Origin of the sequence: Mycobacterium sp. E3247, assembly GCF_001667785.1 — a bacterium.
In the GTDB taxonomy this organism is placed as follows: Bacteria; Actinomycetota; Actinomycetes; order Mycobacteriales; family Mycobacteriaceae; genus Mycobacterium.
The window spans coordinates 13,028-31,146 of the sequence record NZ_LZJG01000265.1 but is presented as its reverse complement, the minus strand read 5'-3'; the positions used below and the strand labels follow the sequence as shown (position 1 = coordinate 31,146).

The following is an 18,119-nucleotide window of genomic DNA, read 5'->3' as shown; positions in this document are numbered from 1 at the left end:
GTGTGGTCCGCCGGCGTGCAGGCCAGTGGGCTGGGCCGCGACCTCGCCGAGCAGTCCTCGGTGGAGCTTGACCGGGCCGGGCGGGTCAAGGTGCTACCGGATCTGTCCGTCCCGGGGCACCCGAACGTGTTCGTCGTCGGCGACATGGCGGCCGTCGAGGGCGTTCCGGGCGTGGCCCAGGGCGCTATCCAGGGCGCCAAGTACGTCGCCAACACGCTCAAAGCCGAACTCGGCGGGGCCGATCCGGCCGAGCGTGAGCCGTTCCAGTATTTCGACAAGGGTTCCATGGCCACCGTTTCGCGGTTCTCGGCGGTGGCCAAGATCGGTCCCCTGGAGTTCAGCGGCTTCATCGCCTGGCTGATGTGGTTGGTGCTGCACCTGGTTTACCTGGTCGGATTCAAGACCAAGGTCAGCACGCTGCTGTCGTGGACGGTGACCTTCCTGAGCACCCGGCGCGGCCAGCTGACCATCACCGAACAGCAGGCATTCGCCCGCACCCGTCTCGAGCAACTCGCGGTGCTCGCGGCGGAAGCCAAACGGCCGGCGACCGCCAAACGCGCCAGCTAGCCACCCAGCCGGTCGGCCTGCCACGTACTCAGCAGGCCGCCGCCGGCCAGCGACAGCACGGTCGCACCGGCGTCGACCGGCGTGTCCGGGAAAGCCGTTTCGGGGTAGCGCAATTCGTGGATCGACGCACGAGGCGCCGCGATGATGTCATCGGCCGGCGATCCGGCACCCAGCTCCACGCGGTGGCGCAGCAGTGGGCGACCGTCACAGTCGGCGCGCAGGGATCCCGACCAAAAGCCGTGGCGCTCGTCGTATCTGCCGACCTGCACCCGCTCCCGAAAGCGCACCTGGGCGCCGTCGCGCAAGCAGAAGTCGGCGCCGGACACGTGGCGGGCGTCGGCGGCGACCACCGTGGGCTCCAAATCGATGTCGAGGCTTCCAGTCACTTTCACGTCCCAATGGGCGTGCGAGGTAGGAACATTGGCTCCGGGCAACGCCACGGTGGCGGCGGCGCTGCGGAGTTTTAGGCGGGCGCCGCCTTCGACGATGACGCGGAAGTCGATGCTGTCGCCACCCAATGGCGTGGCGGCCGCCGACACGAGATGGACGGTATCGGGCGCGGTGCAGCGGGCGGCCACGGCGCCGGCGCACTCGATGCGCGGTAGCCGGTTCGGATACGCGACCACCAGGACCCGCGACCGCATCACACGGTTGCCGCCTCGCGCAATTGCGCGCGGACCCAAGCCAGCACCTGCGAGGCAGCAGGGTCGTCGGTGAGGGACTGCAACACCGTCGGCCGACCGCCGCGCACCGCGTTGGCGTCGTCGGCCATCACCTGCAGGTCGGCTCCGACGAGCGGTGCAAGGTCAGTCTTGTTGACTACCAACAGGTCCGAGTAGGTCACCCCGGGGCCGCCCTTGCGCGGCACCTTGTCGCCGCCGGCGACGTCGACGACAAAGATCTGCACGTCCACCAAACCGGAGGAGAAGGTGGCCGTCAGGTTGTCGCCGCCGGACTCGACCAGGATGAGGTCCAGGTGATCGTGCGCGGCGATCAGATCGTCGATCGCGTCGAGGTTGGCGGTGATGTCGTCGCGGATCGCGGTGTGCGGGCACCCACCGGTTTGCACGGCCGCGATCCGGTTGTCAGGCAGCACCGCATGCCTGCGCAGGAAGTCGGCGTCCTCGGTGGTGTAGATGTCGTTGGTCAGCACCGCCAGCGACAGCTCGTCGCGCAGCTGCCGGCACAGCGCGGCGACCAGCGCCGTCTTGCCCGAGCCGACCGGGCCGCCGACGCCGATGCGCAGCGGCTCCCCCGGTTGCCGGACCCGTCGCGGCCGCTCGACGTGTGTATGGCTGTGTGTGTGCAGATGTGTTGACATGCGGGGCCTTTCAGAACATGACCGAAGACCGGACGCGCCGGCCGGCCGTGCGCGAATTTGCAGTCGCTGCCCAAGAAGGTACCTCGTGGGATCAGTCATCCGGTCTTCAGGACACGAAGAGCGGACGTTCCCGTTCAGCGTGGCGTTGCGCGAGCGTGTCGAGCAACGGGTCGGACAAGTCGGCCAGCCCGGCGGCCGCCTCGGTGGCGGTGCGCTCGCACAGGTCCGCCAGCCGAAACGTGCACGCGGCAACCTCGGCCGGGTCCAGAGCAAGCAGCCGCTGGGCGGCCGTCGCCGAGCCGGTCATCGTGGTGTAGGTGATCGCCAGGGCGGTCTGCTCGGGGACCAGCCCGCTCACGGCACCCACCCGCCCCGCCGCGTCGGGCAGGTGCGGCTGGGCGCCGAGGTCGTCCCAGGGGGCGTCCGGCCAGACCCGCCGCGCCAGCCGCGCCAGTCCGCGGCCCTGGCTGCGCGATGCTTCCCGGGCGGCCGGGGCCGCCGTGCGGGCATCGGTCTCCCGGTCGGCCGCATCGGGATTCAGCTCGCCGCGGTGGACCGCCGCCGCGATCGACGCGAAGACCAGCCCGGAGGTGCGAATCCGGCGGCGCAGGAAGGCTTCCAACGTATCCAGGTTGGTCACCAGGCCGCTGGTGACCGCCTCCTCCACGCCGCCCGAGTGCACGTGAGCGCCGGCCGGCAGTCGGGAATCGGCCAGGGCGAGCAGCGTCGCGAGTGCGGACATGGACGTCAGAACAGGAAGTAGCGTTGCGCCATCGGCAGTTCGGCCGGCGGGTCCTCCTGCCAGACCTCGCCGTCGATCCGCACGGTGAACGTGTCCGGGTCCACTTCGATGTCGGGCAGCGCGTCGTTGAGCGGCAGGTCCGCCTTGCCGAGCCCGGTGGTGTTCCGAACGGGGGACAGCCGCCGGGTGACCGCGAGCCGCTCGGCCAGGCCGGCCTCGATCGCTTGCGGCGCAACGAAATGCACGGACGTCGTGGCCGCGGCTGCCGGGGCGGCCCCGAACATCGGGCGCGGAAGCACCGGCTGGGGCGTCGGGATCGACGCGTTGGCGTCCCCCATCGCCGCCCACGCGAGCATGCCGCCCTTGAGCACCGCGTGCGGGCGGACCCCGAAGAACGGGGGTTCCCACAGCACCAGATCCGCGAGCTTGCCCACCTCCACGGAGCCGACCTCCTGGTCGAGGCCGTGGGCGATCGCCGGGCAGATGGTGTATTTCGCGACGTAGCGTCGTGCCCGCAGATTGTCGGCCGCACCGTCGCCGGGCAGCGCGCCGCGACGGCGCTTCATCACATGGGCGGTCTGCCAGGTGCGCAGCACCACCTCCCCGATGCGGCCCATCGCCTGTGAGTCGCTGCCGATCATCGAGATCGCGCCGATGTCGTGCAGCACGTCTTCCGCCGCCATGGTCGACGGCCGGATCCGGCTCTCGGCGAAGGCCAGGTCCTCGGGCACCTGGGGATTGAGGTGATGGCAGACCATCAGCATGTCGAGGTGCTCGTCGAGGGTGTTACGCGTATGCGGCCGAGTCGGATTGGTCGAGCTGGGCAACACGTTGGGCTTGCCCGCGACGGTGATGATGTCGGGCGCGTGGCCGCCACCGGCGCCCTCGGTGTGATAGGTGTGGATCGACCGCCCCGCGATCGCGGCCAGGGTGTCTTCGACGAACCCCATCTCGTTGAGGGTGTCGGTGTGCAGCGCCACCTGGACGCCGGCGGCGTCGGCAACGGTGAGGCAGGCGTCGATCGCCGCCGGCGTGGACCCCCAGTCCTCGTGCAGCTTGAAACCCGAAGCGCCGCCGCGCAATTGCTCCCACAGCCCTTCGGCGCTGACCGTGTTCCCCTTGCCCAGCAGTGCGAAGTTCACCGGCCAGCCGTCGAGCGCCTCCAGCATCCTGGCCAGGTGCCATGCGCCCGGGGTCACGGTGGTGGCCTTGGTGCCCTCGGCCGGCCCGGTGCCGCCGCCGATGATCGTGGTGATCCCGGCGCCGAGCGCCTCGGCCATGAGCTGCGGGCAGATCAGGTGCACGTGGCAGTCGATGGCGCCCGCGGTGACGATCCGGCCATTGCCGGCGATGACCTCGGTGGACGGCCCGACGACCAGGTCCGGGTGCACCCCCGTCATGGTGTCGGGGTTGCCCGCCTTGCCGATCGCCGAGATGCGGCCGTCACGAATCCCAATGTCGGCCTTGATGATTCCCCAGTGGTCGATGATGACCGCACCGGTGATCACCGTGTCGGGTGCGCCCTCGGCCCGGGTGGCGCGTCCCTGGCCCATCGACTCGCGCAGCACCTTGCCGCCGCCGAACACCGCCTCGTCACCGGCCAGCCCCGGTCCCCCGCTGCGGTCTTCGGTGATCTCCACCAGAAGGTCGGTGTCGGCCAGCCGGATCCGGTCACCGGCGGTGGGGCCGAAAAGCTGGGCGTAGCGTTCTCGCGACACGCTCGACATCAGGCGTCGAGCTGTCCGGGCGGGGTCAGGCTCAGGCCATGCACTTCGCGGCGGCCGCGCAGTGGGACCAGCCGGACCTGTTGGGCCACACCGGGTTCGAATCGCACGGCGGTTGCCGCCGGAATGTCCAGCCGGTAGCCGTGGGCGGCGGCGCGGTCGAACGAGAGCGCCGCATTGGCCTGCGGAAGGTGCACGTGGCTGCCGACCTGTACCGGCCGGTCACCGGTGTTGACGATCCGCAGCTCGATCCGCTCCGCGTCCGCGTTGATGTCGATATCGCCGCTGCCGTAGAGGATTTCGCCGGGAATCATGGGATCGGGTGGTGGACGGTGACCAGTTTGGTGCCGTCGGGGAACGTCGCTTCCACCTGCACGTCGGACAGCATCTCCGGCACCCCCTCCATCACGTCGTCGCGGCTGAGCACCCCGCAGCCGCTGGCCATCAGCTCGGCGACGGTGCGGCCGTCGCGCGCGCCTTCGAGAATGTGGTCGGTGATGATGGCAACCGCCTCCGGATGATTCAGCCGCAGGCCCCGGGCGCGGCGGCGACGTGCCAGTTCGGCGGCGTAGGACAACAGCAATCGCTCTTGTTCGTGCGGCGTCAGGAGCACGCTCTGGAATCCTGCCACGGCGCCCGGGGGCGTGACCGCCCGGCCACGCTCGACGCCGGTTCGCCTACGCCTCGAGGTTCTGCAGCCGCACCTGGCCCCGGGCGACCACCCGGTCGTCGGCGTCGGTGATGGTGACCAGCCACAGCTGTTGGCGCCGGCCGCGGTGGATCGGTTCGGCTTTGCCGTACACCATGCCCGAGCCGATGGAACGCAGAAAATCGGTGTTGTTGTTGACTCCCACGACGTTGCCTCCGCCGCGGGTGGCGAGCCAGGTGTAGGCGGCCACGCTGGCCATGCTCTCGATGATCGAGCAGTAGACGCCGCCGTGCACCAGGCCCATCGGCTGCAACAACTTGGGGGTGACCTCGAGCTCGGCGCGGGCGCCGTCGGGACCGAGTTCGGTGAATCGCAGCCCGATCTCCTGGTCGAAGGGCGCGGTGAAATCCGTCGAAATGGTCGTCTCCGGAGGCTGTGGCACGTTCTGTGTCTACACCATCGTCCCTTGAAACGGCTGAGCCCCGTGCCGTTGGGCACGGGGCTCGCCGATCGAGTAGACCGGGGGTCACTGCAGCCCTCAGGACTCTGCCGCGGTCGCTGTTCGCTCGACTCGGTTAGCATAGGCAAGGCTGCCCTAATTTCGCAAGCTCTCGTTTGGTGGCGGGTTGAGCAGCTCCGGTACGACCGTCGGTAGTAAACCGGGAGTACGATGTTGTCGACGCTCAGGAGAGAACGCACTATGGCGAAACTGACCCGGCTGGGGGATCTGGAGCGCGCCGTGATGGACCATCTGTGGTCCACGCCGGAACCTCAAACGGTCCGCCAGGTACACGACGCACTGTCGGCGCGACGCGACCTTGCCTACACGACGATCATGACCGTGCTGCAAAGGCTGGCCAAAAAGAATCTGGTTTCCCAGATCCGCGACGACCGCGCGCACCGGTACGCACCCGTGCACGGCCGCGACGAACTGGTCGCCGGGCTGATGGTCGACGCGCTGTCCCAGGCAGAGGATTCCGGCGGCAGGCAGGCCGCACTGGTCCATTTCGTCGAGCGGGTGGGCGCCGACGAAGCGGACGCGCTGCGGCGCGCGCTCGCCGAACTGGAAACCAATCACCGCAATAACGTGTCATCTGCTGGCGCGTCGACGGAGGACTGAGGGAGACTGACAGCGTGTCCGCGCTGGCCTTCACCATCCTCGCGGTGCTGCTGGTCGGTCCGGTGCCGGCCCTGTTGGCACGCGCGAGCTGGCCGCTGCGCGCACCCCGCGCCGCGATGGTGTTGTGGCAGGCCGTCGCGCTGGCCGCGGTCCTCTCCGCCTTCAGCGCCGGCATCGCGATCGCCACGCGGCTGCTGATGCCCGGTCCCGACGGGCGGCCCACCGCCAGCATCCTCGGCGACGCGGGCCGGCTGGGGTGGCCGCTGTGGGCGGCATACATCGGCGTATTCGCGTTGACCGTGCTGGTCGGAGCCCGATTGGTGGTCGCCGTGGTCCGGGTGGCCATCGCGAATCGGCGGCGGCGGGCCCATCACCGCATGGTGGTGGATCTGGTCGGCGTCGGCCACGGGGCGACGCTCCCCCAGCCCTGCGCCCGCACGCGCGACCTGCGCGTGTTGGACGTTCCGCAGCCGCTCGCCTACTGCCTGCCCGGCGTGCGCAGCCGGGTGGTGGTCAGCGAGGGCGCGCTCAACACCCTCGCCGACGCCGAGGTCGCGGCGATCCTCACCCACGAGCGCGCGCATCTGCGGGCCCGCCACGACCTCGTTCTGGAGGCCTTCACCGCGGTGCACGCCGCGTTCCCGCGGCTGGTGCGTAGCGCCAACGCGCTCGGCGCGGTGCAGCTGCTCGTCGAACTCCTCGCCGACGACGCCGCCGTGCGCGCGGAAGGCCGCGCTCCGTTGGCGCGGGCCCTGGTCGCGTGCGCGGCGGGGCACGCGCCGTCGGGTGCGCTGGCCGCGGGCGGTACCAGCACCGTGGTCCGCGTGCGCCGGTTGTGTGGGTGTGGCAACAGCCTGGCGCTGTCGGCGGCCGCATACCTGGCCGCGGTCGCCGTGTTCGTGGTGCCCACCGTCGCGCTCGCCGTTCCGTGGCTCACCGAGCTGCGGCGGCTGTTCAACCTCTGAACCAAGGCGGAGCCATCACCGCGGGCGGGCGCATGTCCGCTGTGCCACAGTGTGACGGAAAGCTTTTCGGCAACGTTCTGAAGACTTGAGAGGCGAAGACATGGGTTCGTCGGACGATTCACCAACCGCTACCGCGCAAATCGGTGTCACCGGCCTGGCGGTGATGGGGTCGAACATCGCGCGCAATTTCGCCCGGCACGGCTACACCGTGGCGCTGCACAACCGGTCTGTCGCCAAGACCGACGCGTTGCTCAAAGAGCACGGTGACGAGGGCACATTCGTGCGGTCGGAGACCATCGCGGAATTCCTGGCCGCCCTGGAGAAGCCGCGCCGCGTACTCATCATGGTCAAGGCCGGCGACCCCACCGACGCCGTCATCAACGAGCTCGCCGACGCCATGGAGGAAGGCGACATCATCATCGACGGCGGCAACGCTCTCTACACCGACACCATTCGCCGCGAGAAGGCGATGCGGGAGCGCGGGCTGCACTTCGTCGGCGCCGGAATCTCCGGTGGCGAGGAGGGCGCGCTCAACGGCCCGTCGATCATGCCCGGCGGCCCCGCCGAGTCCTACAAGTCGCTGGGCCCGTTGCTCGAGGAGATCTCCGCCCACGTCGACGGCGTTCCGTGCTGCACGCACATCGGCCCCGACGGCGCGGGCCACTTCGTCAAGATGGTGCACAATGGCATCGAGTACTCGGACATGCAGCTCATCGGCGAGGCCTACCAGCTGCTGCGCGACGGGCTCGGCAAGACCGCCGGGCAGATCGCCGACGTCTTCGACGAGTGGAACTCCGGCGACCTGGACAGCTTCCTGGTCGAGATCACCGCGCAGGTGTTGCGCCAGACCGACGCGAAAACCGGCAAGCCTCTCGTCGACGTCATCCTCGACGAGGCCGAGCAGAAGGGCACCGGCCGCTGGACCGTGAAGTCCGCCCTCGACCTGTGCGTCCCGGTCACCGGCATCGCCGAGGCCGTGTTCGCCCGCGCGCTGTCGGGTTCGGTGACCCAGCGCAAGGCCACGACCGGGCTGGCCTCGGGAGAATTGGGCCGGAAGCCGGATGACAACCAGCAGTTCACCGAGGACATCAGGCAGGCCCTGTACGCGTCCAAGATCATCGCGTATGCGCAGGGCTTCAACCAGATCCAGGCCGGCAGCGCCGAATACGACTGGGGCATCACCCCGGGCGATCTCGCCACCATCTGGCGCGGCGGATGCATCATCCGGGCGAAGTTCCTCAACCGCATCAAGGAGGCGTTCGACGAGGACCCCGACCTGCCGACGCTGATCGTCGCCCCCTACTTCCGCAGCGCGATCGAGGCCGCGATCGACGGCTGGCGGCGCGTCGTCGTGACGGCCACACAGCTGGGCATCCCGGTCCCGGGCTTCTCCTCCGCGCTGTCCTACTACGACGCCCTGCGCACCGAGCGCCTCCCCGCGGCGCTGACCCAGGGGCTGCGGGACTTCTTCGGCGCGCACACCTATGGCCGCATCGACGACGACCCGGACAAGCGTTTCCACACGCTGTGGAGCGGCGACCACAGCGAAGTGCCCGCTTAGGCATAACGGGGTACACGCACTGCGATGAGATTCCTGGACGGGCATGGACCCGGGTACGACCTGACCTACAACGACGTCTTCGTCATGCCGAACCGGTCGGAGGTCGCGTCACGCTTCGATGTCGACCTGTCCACCAACGACGGCTCGGGCACCACCATCCCGGTGGTGGTCGCCAACATGACCGCGGTGGCCGGGCGCCGGATGGCCGAGACGGTGGCGCGGCGGGGCGGGCTGGTCGTCCTGCCCCAGGACATCCCGATCACCGCGGTGCAGCAGACGGTGGAGTTCGTCAAGAGCCGCGATCTGGTGCTCGACACCCCGGTGGTGCTGGCGCCCGAGGATTCGGTGTCGGATGCCACCGCGTTGATCCACAAGCGCGCGCACGGGGTCGCCGTCGTCGTCTTCGAGGGCCGCCCGATGGGGCTGGTGAGCGAATCGAGCTGCCTCGGTGTGGACCGCTTCACCAGGGTGCGCGACGTCGCCAGCACCGATTTCGTCACGGCCCCGGTCGGCACCGAGCCGCGCAAGGTCTTCGACCTGCTCGAGCACGCCCCGATCGGGGTCGCGGTGGTGACGAACGCCGACGGCACGCTGGCGGGGGTGCTGACCCGCACCGGGGCGGTGCGGACCGGGCTCTACACCCCGGCGGTCGACGCCCGCGGGTGTTTGCGGGTGGGCGCGGCCGTCGGCATCAACGGCGACGTGGGGGCCAAGGCGCGTTCCCTGGCCGAGGCGGGTGTCGACGTGCTGGTCATCGATACCGCACACGGGCACCAGGTCAAGACGCTCGACGCGATCCGCACGGTCGCATCGCTCGAGCTCGGGGTGCCGCTGGTGGCGGGCAACGTCGTCTCCGCCGAAGGCACCCGCGATCTGCTGGGCGCCGGGGCGAACATCGTCAAGGTCGGCGTGGGTCCCGGGGCGATGTGCACCACCCGGATGATGACCGCGGTGGGGCGCCCGCAATTCTCGGCCGTGGTCGAATGCGCCTCGGCGGCAAGGCAATTGGGCGGACATGTCTGGGCTGACGGCGGCGTCCGGCATCCGCGGGACGTGGCCTTGGCCCTGGTCGCCGGGGCGTCCAACGTGATGATCGGGTCGTGGTTCGCCGGGACCTACGAATCGCCCGGTGACCTGATGCGCGACCGCGACGACCAGCCCTACAAGGAGAGTTACGGCATGGCGTCCAAGCGCGCGGTGGTGGCCCGCAGCGGCGCCGACACCGCGTTCGACCGCGCCCGCAAAGCGCTGTTCGAGGAGGGCATTTCGACGTCGCGCATGGGGCTCGACCCGGACCGCGGCGGAGTCGAGGACCTGATCGACCACATCACCTCGGGCGTGCGCAGCACCTGCACCTACGTCGGCGCGGCGAACCTGACCGAACTCTACGAGCGGGCCGTCGTCGGCGTGCAGTCCGCCGCGGGCTTCGCCGAGGGCCATCCGCTGCCGCTCGGCTGGTGAGCCGCCGCGTCGCCCACGCCGCTCATGCGTCGGGGGTCGGGCGTTCCAGCGCGTACAGCGACATGCGCCGGTTCGTCGTGTCATGCTCGCCGAGGAACGCGCATCCGACGGCCTCGCACAGTCGGCGCGCCGCGGTGTTGCGGTGATCGGGATCGAACATGATCCGGCGGCAACGCGGCTCCACCGAGAAGACGCTGGCGATGATCCGCGGCAGGAGCGCCAGGCCCAGCCCCCGGTTCACCAGGGCCGGGTCGGCGATGGCGGCGTGCACCCCCACGTCGTAGGGTCCGGCGTCGTAATACTGCGAAATGAGATCCTTTGCACCCCAATATATTTCGAGGTATGCGCAATCGGCGCCGCCGATGCTCCCGAGCAGCGGCAGCGAGTACGTCCCGTCGAGTTGTGCGCCGAGATGCCGCTCCCAGCGGGGCGTCGGCCAGTCGTATTCCCAGGCCGCCGCCAGGTGCGGACGGTTCATCCATTCCGACACCATGGCCGCGTCCGCGCGCTCCGCGACGCGCAACGCGAAAGGCGGATCCAGCCCGGGAAGCGGGGGCCGGGCGATGCTTGCGATCTCCTCGGCGAGGTCGAGGCGCTCGCGGGGCAGGATCTGGGCCGATCGGGCTTCGGGTGGGGCTTCGGACGCCATAGTGCGCCCAGCCTAGCGGGGTAAGGTTAGGCAACCCATAGTCGGGTCGGCCGCCGTGTGGCAGGACGCACCCCGAAGCGGTGGTCGGCCGCGGGCGGGAGCCACCCGGCTACCATAAATCAGCAACGACGGAAGGCGACCGCGTCCGCACCGGCTCCAGGCAGTGAAGGGATCGACGTGCCGCAGGCACCCATGCAGGCCATGGGCTTTCGGGCGCGGCGGTCGTCGGACGAATCCCCCGATGCGGAGCCTTCCCGAACGGCCCGTCGGCCGGCGGGCGGCGGTGATTCATGAACGCCACCGTCACCGTGATCAGCGTTGTGGCCATCGCCCTGCTCATCTTCGGCAACGCCGTCTTCGTCGCCGCCGAGTTCTCGCTGACGACGCTGGACCGCAGCGCAGTCGAGGCCAACGCCCGCGGCGGCGGCCGTCGTGACCGCGCGATCCGGCGCGCGCACCACAAGTTGTCGTTTCAGCTGTCCGGCGCCCAACTCGGCATCTCCGCCACCACTTTGGCGGCTGGTTACCTGACCGATCCGATGCTGGCCAACCTGCCGCACCCGTGGTTCGACGCGATCGGGATTTCCGACCGGGTGGCCGACGCCATCATGGCGTTGCTGGTTCTGGTCGTCGTCACCTCGGTGTCGATGGTGTTCGGCGAGCTGGTCCCCAAATACCTGGCCCTCGCCCGGCCGCTGTCCACCGCGCGGGCCGTGGTCGGCGTTCAGCTGCTGTTCTCGACGCTGTTCACCCCGGCGATCCGGCTGACGAACGGCGTGGCGAACTGGATCGTCCGCCAGCTGGGCATCGAGCCCGCCGAGGAGCTGCGCTCGGCTCGGTCGCCGCAGGAACTGATCTCGTTGGTGCGCTCGTCGGCGCGCAGCGGCTCCCTGGATGCGGCCACCGCCTCGCTGGTACGGCGCTCGCTGCAGTTCGGCGCCCTGACCGCCGAGGAACTGATGACCCCCCGGTCGAAGATCGTGGCGCTGCAGACCGACGACACCGTCGCCGACCTGGTGGCCGCGGCCGCGGACTCGGGGTACTCCCGCTTCCCGATCGTCGACGGCGATCTCGACGAAACCGTCGGCATCGTGCACGTCAAGCAGGTGCTCGCGATTCCGGCGGCCGACCGGGCGCGCACGCCGCTGACCACGGTGGCGCAGCCCGTGCCCGTGGTGCCCTCGACGCTGGACGGCGACGCGGTCATGGCCGAGATCCGCGGCAACAGCCTGCAGACCGCGATGGTCGTGGACGAATACGGCGGCACCGCGGGCATGGTGACCGTCGAGGACCTGATCGAAGAGATCGTCGGCGACGTCCGGGACGAACACGACGACGCCACCCCCGACGTGGTGGCGGCCGGCACCGGCTGGCGCGTCTCCGGTCTGCTGCGCATCGACGAGGTCGCCACGGCCACCGGCTTCCGGGCCCCGGAGGGACCCTACGAGACCATCGGCGGGCTGGCACTGCGCGAATTCGGCCACATCCCGGTGGCCGGCGAGACGGTGAAGCTGCCCGCGCTGGACGCCGACGGGCTGCTGGACACCTCGCTGCGCTGGCAAGCGACGGTGATCCGGATGGACGGTCGCCGGATCGACCTGCTGGAGCTGAACGAGCTGCGCGGCCACGGCGAGGGCCCGGCAGGGGGCACGCCATGAGCGATCCCATGGGCGTCTTCCTGGCGATCCTGCTGATCGGCGTCAACGCCTTCTTCGTCGGGGCGGAATTCTCGTTGATCTCGGCCCGGCGCGACCGCCTCGAGGCGCTGGCCGAGCAGGGCAAGGCGCGGGCGGTCACCGTCATGCGTGCCGGCGAGCAGCTGCCCGCGATGCTGGCCGGCGCCCAGCTGGGAGTCACGGCCGCCTCGCTGCTGCTCGGGCGCATCGGTGAGTCGGCGGTCTCCAACCTGCTGCGCTCCGCGCTGGGGCTGACCGGTATTCCGCCGGCCCTGCTGCACACGTTGTCGTTCGCGATCGCGTTGGCGATCGTGGTCACGCTGCACGTGCTGCTCGGCGAGATGGTGCCCAAGAACATCGCGCTGGCCGGTCCCGAGCGAACGGCGATGCTGCTGGTGCCGCCCTACCTGGCCTACGTGCGGGCCGCCCGGCCGTTCATCGTGTTCTACAACAAGTGCGCCAGCGTCGTGGTGCGCGCGCTGGGCGTGGAACCCAAGGAAGAGCTCGAGATCACCGTCTCCCCCGTCGAGCTGAGCGAGATGATCGCCGAATCGGAGTCCCAGGGCCTGCTGGACCGCGAGGAGCACACCCGGCTGACCCGGGCGCTGCAGATCCGCACCCGGGTGGTCGGCGATGTGGCGGTCCCGCTCGAGGACGTCCACGCGGTGCCGGTGGCCAGGGCGGGCAGCGGCCCGACCGTCGGCGCCGTCGAGCAGGCCCTGGCCCAGACCGGCTACTCGCGGTTCCCCGTCGCGAACGTCAACGGCGACTTCATCGGCTACCTGCACATCAAGGACATGCTGACCCTCGGCGACGACCCGCTCACGGTGATCGACCTGGCGATGGTCCGCCCCCTTCCCCGGCTGCCCAAGTCGCTGCCGCTGGCCGACGCGTTGTCGCGGATGCGCCGCAGCAACAGCCATCTGGCGCTGGTGACCGACGCCGGCGGCGACGTGGTCGCGATGGTGGCGATGGAAGACCTGGTCGAGGACCTCGTCGGCACGATGCGCGACGCGTAAGGGTCACCGGTCTCCCGGTTGGGCAATGCCCAGCCCGTATGATTTTCAGAGGCTGCCAGTCAAGTGCCAGTCAAGAAAGTGCTGGAGGGCGCAGGATTCCCGGCGCGTTGATGCGTTGCTGGAATTCGATCCCCTGGCTCGCCGCTGCGGCATGTGATCCAGCTGTCAGCGCGGCCTGACCTGGTCCGGTGGGTTGGGCGGATACGCTCACCAGGCTGCTGCTCGGTACGCTGAAGGCATTGCCGCTCCGGGTCGATGGCGGCTCGAAGAGGCTTCGTTATGGAGGAGAAACATGACTGATCGCGTGTCGGCGGGGAACCTGCGCGTCGCCCGAGTGCTCTACGACTTCGTGAACAACGAGGCCCTGCCCGGCACCGATATCGACCCGGACAGCTTCTGGGCCGGAGTCGACAAAGTCGTCACCGACCTCACGCCGAAGAACCAGGAGCTGCTGAACCGCCGCGACGAGCTGCAGGCCCAGATCGACAAGTGGCACCGGCAGCGCGTGATCGAGCCCTTCGATGTCGACGCGTACCGGCAGTTCATCACCGACATCGGTTACCTGCTGCCCGAACCCGAGGACTTCACGATCACCACCTCGGGTGTCGACGACGAGATCACCACGACCGCGGGCCCGCAGCTGGTTGTGCCCGTGCTCAACGCCCGGTTCGCGCTGAACGCCGCCAACGCGCGCTGGGGCTCGCTGTACGACGCCCTGTACGGCACCGACGTCATCCCCGAGGAGGACGGCGCGGAGAAGGGCACCAGCTACAACAAGGTCCGCGGCGACAAGGTCATCGCCTATGCGCGCAACTTCCTCGACCAGGCCGTGCCGCTGGAGTCCGGATCCTGGGCCGACGCCACGGGACTGTCCGTCGAGGACGGCCGGCTGAAGATCGCCACCGCCGACGGATCCGTCGGGCTGGCCAGCCCGGAGAAGTTCGCCGGCTACACCGGCGAGCTCGGCTCACCCGACTGGTCGGTGCTGCTGGTCAATCACGGCCTGCACATCGAGGTCCTCGTCGACCCCGAATCGCCCGTCGGCAAGACCGACCGCGCCGGAATCAAGGACGTGGTCCTGGAATCGGCTATCACGACGATCATGGACTTCGAGGACTCGGTGGCCGCCGTCGACGCCGACGACAAGGTACTGGGCTACCGCAACTGGCTCGGGCTGAACAAGGGTGACCTGTCCGAGGAGGTCGACAAGGACGGCAAGTCCTTCACCCGCGTGCTGAACCAGGACCGCACCTACACCACGCCCGACGGCGAGGGCCAGCTGACGCTGCCGGGCCGCAGCCTGCTATTCGTCCGCAACGTCGGTCACCTGATGACCAACGACGCGATCGTCGATGCCGACGGTAACGAGGTGTTCGAGGGCATCATGGACGCGCTGTTCACCGGGCTGACCGCGATCCACGGCCTCAAGACCGGTGACGCCAACGGCCCGCTGACCAACAGCCGCACCGGGTCCATCTACATCGTCAAGCCCAAGATGCACGGACCCGACGAGGTCGCGTACACCTGCGAGCTGTTCAGCCGAGTCGAAGACGTCCTGGGCCTGCCGCAGGCCACCCTCAAGGTCGGCATCATGGACGAGGAGCGGCGCACCACCGTCAACCTCAAGGCGTGCATCAAGGCCGCGGCCAACCGCGTCGTGTTCATCAACACCGGCTTCCTGGACCGGACCGGCGACGAGATCCACACGTCGATGGAGGCCGGTCCGATGATCCGCAAGGGTGCGATGAAGAACACCACGTGGATCAAGGCCTACGAGGACGCCAACGTCGACATCGGTCTGGCCGCAGGGTTCAAGGGCAAGGCGCAGATCGGCAAGGGCATGTGGGCGATGACCGAGCTGATGGCCGACATGGTCGAGCAGAAGATCGGCCAGCCGAAGGCGGGCGCGACCACCGCGTGGGTGCCCTCGCCGACAGCCGCCACCCTGCACGCCATGCACTACCACTATGTCGACGTCGGAGCCGTGCAGGAGGAGCTGGCCGGCAAGAAGCGCACGACGATCGACGAACTGCTGACCATTCCGCTGGCCAAGGAACTGGCCTGGGCCCCCGAGGAGATCCGCGAAGAGGTCGACAACAACTGCCAGTCGATCCTCGGCTACGTGGTGCGCTGGGTCGCCCAGGGCGTCGGCTGCTCGAAGGTGCCCGACATCCACGACGTCGCGCTCATGGAAGACCGTGCCACGCTGCGGATCTCGAGTCAGCTGCTGGCCAACTGGCTGCGCCACGGGGTGATCACCGAAGAGGACGTGCGGGCCAGCCTGGAGCGGATGGCGCCGCTGGTGGACGAGCAGAACGCCAAGGACGCGGCGTACCTGCCGATGGCGCCCAACTTCGACGACAGCCTGGCGTTCCTGGCCGCGCAAGACCTGATCCTGACCGGGACGCAGCAGCCCAACGGCTACACCGAGCCGATCCTGCACCGCCGCCGGCGCGAAGTTAAGGCCCGCGCGGCGCAATCAAATTGAGCTGGTGCCTTAATCGGGCTCACCACGCATCGGTGCAGCTGGTGACTAAGATCAGCGGCGGGTTGACAACAAGTCGGACGGATCGACGGAAAGGCGACGGGCACCACTATGGGTAGGCACAGTTTGCCCGACCCTGGGGACTCCGCCGACCAGCCGTACGGCAGCGGCGAGACGGATGACCACCCGTACGCCGGCACCGACGACTACTCGGACGAGGGTCATTACCCGCGCGACGAGGATTTCGCGGCGGACGACTACCCGACCGGCGACGAGCCCTACTCCGAGGACGCGTTCGAGGAGGGCACCGCCGACGACTACCCGGAGTTTCCGCCACGGCAGCCGGGCCCGGCGGCCGCTGAGCCGCCCGCCTCGTCGCCCTCGCTGTTCGGGCGCGGCCACCGGGGGCTCGGCGAGTGGCGCGGCGGCCATCGCAGCGAGGGCGGGCGCCGCGGGGTGAGCATCGGCGTGATCGTGGCCCTCGTCGCCGTGGTCGTGGTGGTGGGCGCCGTGATCCTGTGGACCTTCATCGGTGATGCCCTGTCCAACCGCTCGCACAAAGCGGCCGGACGCTGCGTGGGCGGCAAGGAGACCGTCGCCGTCATCGCCGACCCGTCCATCGCCGATTCCGTGCGGCAGTTCGCGGACAGCTACAACTCGTCGGCCGGGCCCGTCGGGGACCACTGCATGGAGGTCAGCGTCAAACCGGCGGGGTCCGACGCGGTGCTCAACGGGTTCATTGGCAAGTGGCCCGCCGAGCTGGGTGGGCAGCCGGCGTTGTGGATTCCCGGCAGCTCGGTGTCGGCGGCGCGGCTCGCCGGGGCAACGGCGCAGAAAACCATCACCGACAGCCGCTCGCTGGTCACGTCGCCGGTGGTGCTGGCCGTCCGGCCGGAGCTCCAGCGGGCGCTCGGCAGCCAGACGTGGGCGGCGCTGCCCGGCCTGCAGACCAATCCGGCCGGGTTGGCCGGCGTGAACCTGCCGGCCTGGGGGTCGCTGCGGCTGGCCGTGCCGATGAACGGCAACGGCGACGCGGCGTTCTTGGCCGGCGAGGCGGTGGCTGCCGCGGCGGCCCCACCCGGCGCCCCGGCGACCCAGGGCACCGGCGCGGTGCGCGCCCTGCTGAGCGCGCAACCGAAGCTGGCAAACAACTCGCTGACCGAGGCGATGGATGCGCTGCTCGGACCCCCTGACGCGGCGACCGCGCCGGTACACGCGGTGATCACCACCGAGCAGCAGCTGTTCCAGCGCGGCCAGTCGCTGCCCGACGCCAAGGGCGCGTTGGCTTCCTGGCTACCGCCCGGGCCGGCGCCGGTCGCCGACTACCCCAGCGTGCTGCTCAGCGGCTCCTGGCTCACCCACGAGCAGACGTCGGCGGCCAGCGAGTTCGACCGCTTCATGCGCAAGCCCGACCAGCTCGCCAAGCTGGCCAAGGCCGGGTTCCGGGTCAACGGCGTCACACCGCCGAGCAGCCCGGTCACCACGTTCCCCGCACTGCCGGGGACGCTGTCGGTGGGCGACGACGCGATGCGCGCGACGCTGGCCGAGGCGATGGCCGCCCCGTCGAGCGGGCTCGCCGCGACCATCATGCTCGACCAGTCGATGCCCGGCCAGGAGGGCGGGAAGACCCGGCTGGCCAACGTGATTGCGGCGCTTCAGGACAAGATCAAGGCGCTGCCGCCCACCGCCATGGTGGGGTTGTGGACGTTCGATGGCCACGAGGGGCGGTCCGAGGTGCCCGGCGGGCCGCTCGGCGACCCCGTCAATGGCCAGCCGCGCTCGGCGGCGCTGGTGGCTGCGTTGGACAAGCAGTACTCGTCGCCCGGCGGGGCGGTGTCGTTTACCACGCTGCGAATGATCTACCAGGATCTGCAGGCCAATTACCGCGCCGGCCAGACCAACTCGATCCTGGTCATCACGGCGGGCCCACACACCGACCAGACTTTGGACGGCCCCGGGTTGCAGGACTTCATCCGCAAGAGCGCGGACCCGGCGAAACCCATCGCGGTGAACGTCATCGACTTCGGCGGCGATCCGGACCGCGCCACCTGGGAGGCCGTCGCTCAGCTCAGCGGTGGCGGCTACCAGAACCTCGCCACGTCCGCGTCCCCCGACCTCGCCGCGGCGCTCAACGCGTTCCTGAGCTGAGGCGCGGGTTACCCGCGCGGGAGGGACCGTAG

General features: G+C 69.7%; 17 protein-coding genes. 9 read left to right on the top strand and 8 right to left on the bottom strand.

Features of this window, described 5'->3' with window-relative positions:
* Positions 1-567, top strand: a 567-nt coding sequence (locus A9X04_RS14820; RefSeq protein ID WP_197509173.1) for an NAD(P)/FAD-dependent oxidoreductase, incomplete at its 5' end; no start/stop codon positions are given.
* Here the strand turns inward: A9X04_RS14820 and A9X04_RS14815 are convergent.
* The 7 genes from A9X04_RS14815 to A9X04_RS14785 form a co-directional block, all read right to left on the bottom strand.
* Positions 564-1,211, bottom strand: a complete 648-nt coding sequence (locus A9X04_RS14815) for an urease accessory protein UreD (protein WP_067921570.1) — start codon at positions 1,209-1,211, stop codon at positions 564-566. The genes A9X04_RS14820 and A9X04_RS14815 overlap by 4 nt on opposite strands.
* Entirely contained in the window at positions 1,211-1,888 is a 678-nt protein-coding gene (gene ureG, locus A9X04_RS14810) for an urease accessory protein UreG (RefSeq protein WP_067921567.1), read from the bottom strand. Before ureG ends, A9X04_RS14815 begins: the two co-directional genes overlap by 1 nt.
* A 106-nt stretch (positions 1,889-1,994) precedes the next feature.
* Positions 1,995-2,630, bottom strand: a complete 636-nt coding sequence (locus A9X04_RS14805) for an urease accessory protein UreF (protein ID WP_067921566.1) — start codon at positions 2,628-2,630, stop codon at positions 1,995-1,997.
* A gap of 5 nt (positions 2,631-2,635) precedes the next feature.
* On the bottom strand, positions 2,636-4,357 hold the full coding sequence (locus tag A9X04_RS14800) for an urease subunit alpha (RefSeq protein WP_067921565.1): 1,722 nt from the start codon (positions 4,355-4,357) through the stop codon (positions 2,636-2,638).
* Positions 4,357-4,668, bottom strand: a complete 312-nt coding sequence (locus A9X04_RS14795; protein WP_067921564.1) for an urease subunit beta — start codon at positions 4,666-4,668, stop codon at positions 4,357-4,359. The genes A9X04_RS14800 and A9X04_RS14795 overlap by 1 nt, the downstream gene beginning before the upstream one ends.
* Complete coding sequence (locus A9X04_RS14790) at positions 4,665-4,967, bottom strand: urease subunit gamma (RefSeq protein WP_067921573.1); 303 nt, start codon at positions 4,965-4,967, stop codon at positions 4,665-4,667. Before A9X04_RS14790 ends, A9X04_RS14795 begins: the two co-directional genes overlap by 4 nt.
* A 64-nt stretch (positions 4,968-5,031) precedes the next feature.
* A complete protein-coding gene (locus A9X04_RS14785) occupies positions 5,032-5,445 on the bottom strand; it encodes a PaaI family thioesterase (protein ID WP_067921562.1) in 414 nt (137 codons plus the stop codon).
* Between the two features lie 258 nt (positions 5,446-5,703).
* Here A9X04_RS14785 and A9X04_RS14780 point away from each other — a divergent pair, with 258 nt between their 5' ends.
* The 4 genes from A9X04_RS14780 (at position 5,704) to A9X04_RS14765 (ending at position 10,110) form a co-directional block, all read left to right on the top strand.
* Entirely contained in the window at positions 5,704-6,123 is a 420-nt protein-coding gene (locus A9X04_RS14780) for a BlaI/MecI/CopY family transcriptional regulator (RefSeq protein ID WP_067921560.1), read from the top strand.
* 14 nt (positions 6,124-6,137) lie between these two features.
* Positions 6,138-7,088 (top strand): M56 family metallopeptidase, encoded by a 951-nt coding sequence (locus tag A9X04_RS14775; RefSeq protein ID WP_067921555.1) that lies wholly within the window; start codon positions 6,138-6,140, stop codon positions 7,086-7,088.
* A 100-nt stretch (positions 7,089-7,188) separates the two neighbouring features.
* Positions 7,189-8,649, top strand: a complete 1,461-nt coding sequence (gene gndA, locus A9X04_RS14770) for an NADP-dependent phosphogluconate dehydrogenase (protein WP_067921553.1) — start codon at positions 7,189-7,191, stop codon at positions 8,647-8,649.
* Positions 8,650-8,673: 24 nt separating this feature from the next.
* Complete coding sequence (locus tag A9X04_RS14765; protein ID WP_067921551.1) at positions 8,674-10,110, top strand: GuaB1 family IMP dehydrogenase-related protein; 1,437 nt, start codon at positions 8,674-8,676, stop codon at positions 10,108-10,110.
* A gap of 22 nt (positions 10,111-10,132) precedes the next feature.
* Here the strand turns inward: A9X04_RS14765 and A9X04_RS14760 are convergent, their stop codons facing one another.
* The gene (locus tag A9X04_RS14760; protein WP_067921549.1) at positions 10,133-10,759 is read right to left on the bottom strand and encodes a GNAT family N-acetyltransferase; all 627 of its coding nucleotides are present in this window, start codon (positions 10,757-10,759) and stop codon (positions 10,133-10,135) included.
* Between the two features lie 290 nt (positions 10,760-11,049).
* Here A9X04_RS14760 and A9X04_RS14755 point away from each other — a divergent pair, with 290 nt between their 5' ends.
* From A9X04_RS14755 to A9X04_RS14740, 4 genes are all read left to right on the top strand, one after another.
* On the top strand, positions 11,050-12,417 hold the full coding sequence (locus A9X04_RS14755; RefSeq protein WP_067921547.1) for a hemolysin family protein: 1,368 nt from the start codon (positions 11,050-11,052) through the stop codon (positions 12,415-12,417).
* Positions 12,414-13,454, top strand: a complete 1,041-nt coding sequence (locus A9X04_RS14750) for a hemolysin family protein (protein WP_067921545.1) — start codon at positions 12,414-12,416, stop codon at positions 13,452-13,454. The genes A9X04_RS14755 and A9X04_RS14750 overlap by 4 nt, the downstream gene beginning before the upstream one ends.
* A gap of 292 nt (positions 13,455-13,746) precedes the next feature.
* Complete coding sequence (locus A9X04_RS14745; RefSeq protein WP_067921522.1) at positions 13,747-15,942, top strand: malate synthase G; 2,196 nt, start codon at positions 13,747-13,749, stop codon at positions 15,940-15,942.
* A gap of 108 nt (positions 15,943-16,050) precedes the next feature.
* Entirely contained in the window at positions 16,051-18,087 is a 2,037-nt protein-coding gene (locus tag A9X04_RS14740) for a substrate-binding domain-containing protein (protein WP_067921520.1), read from the top strand.
* The last annotated feature ends 32 nt before the right edge of the window (positions 18,088-18,119 follow it).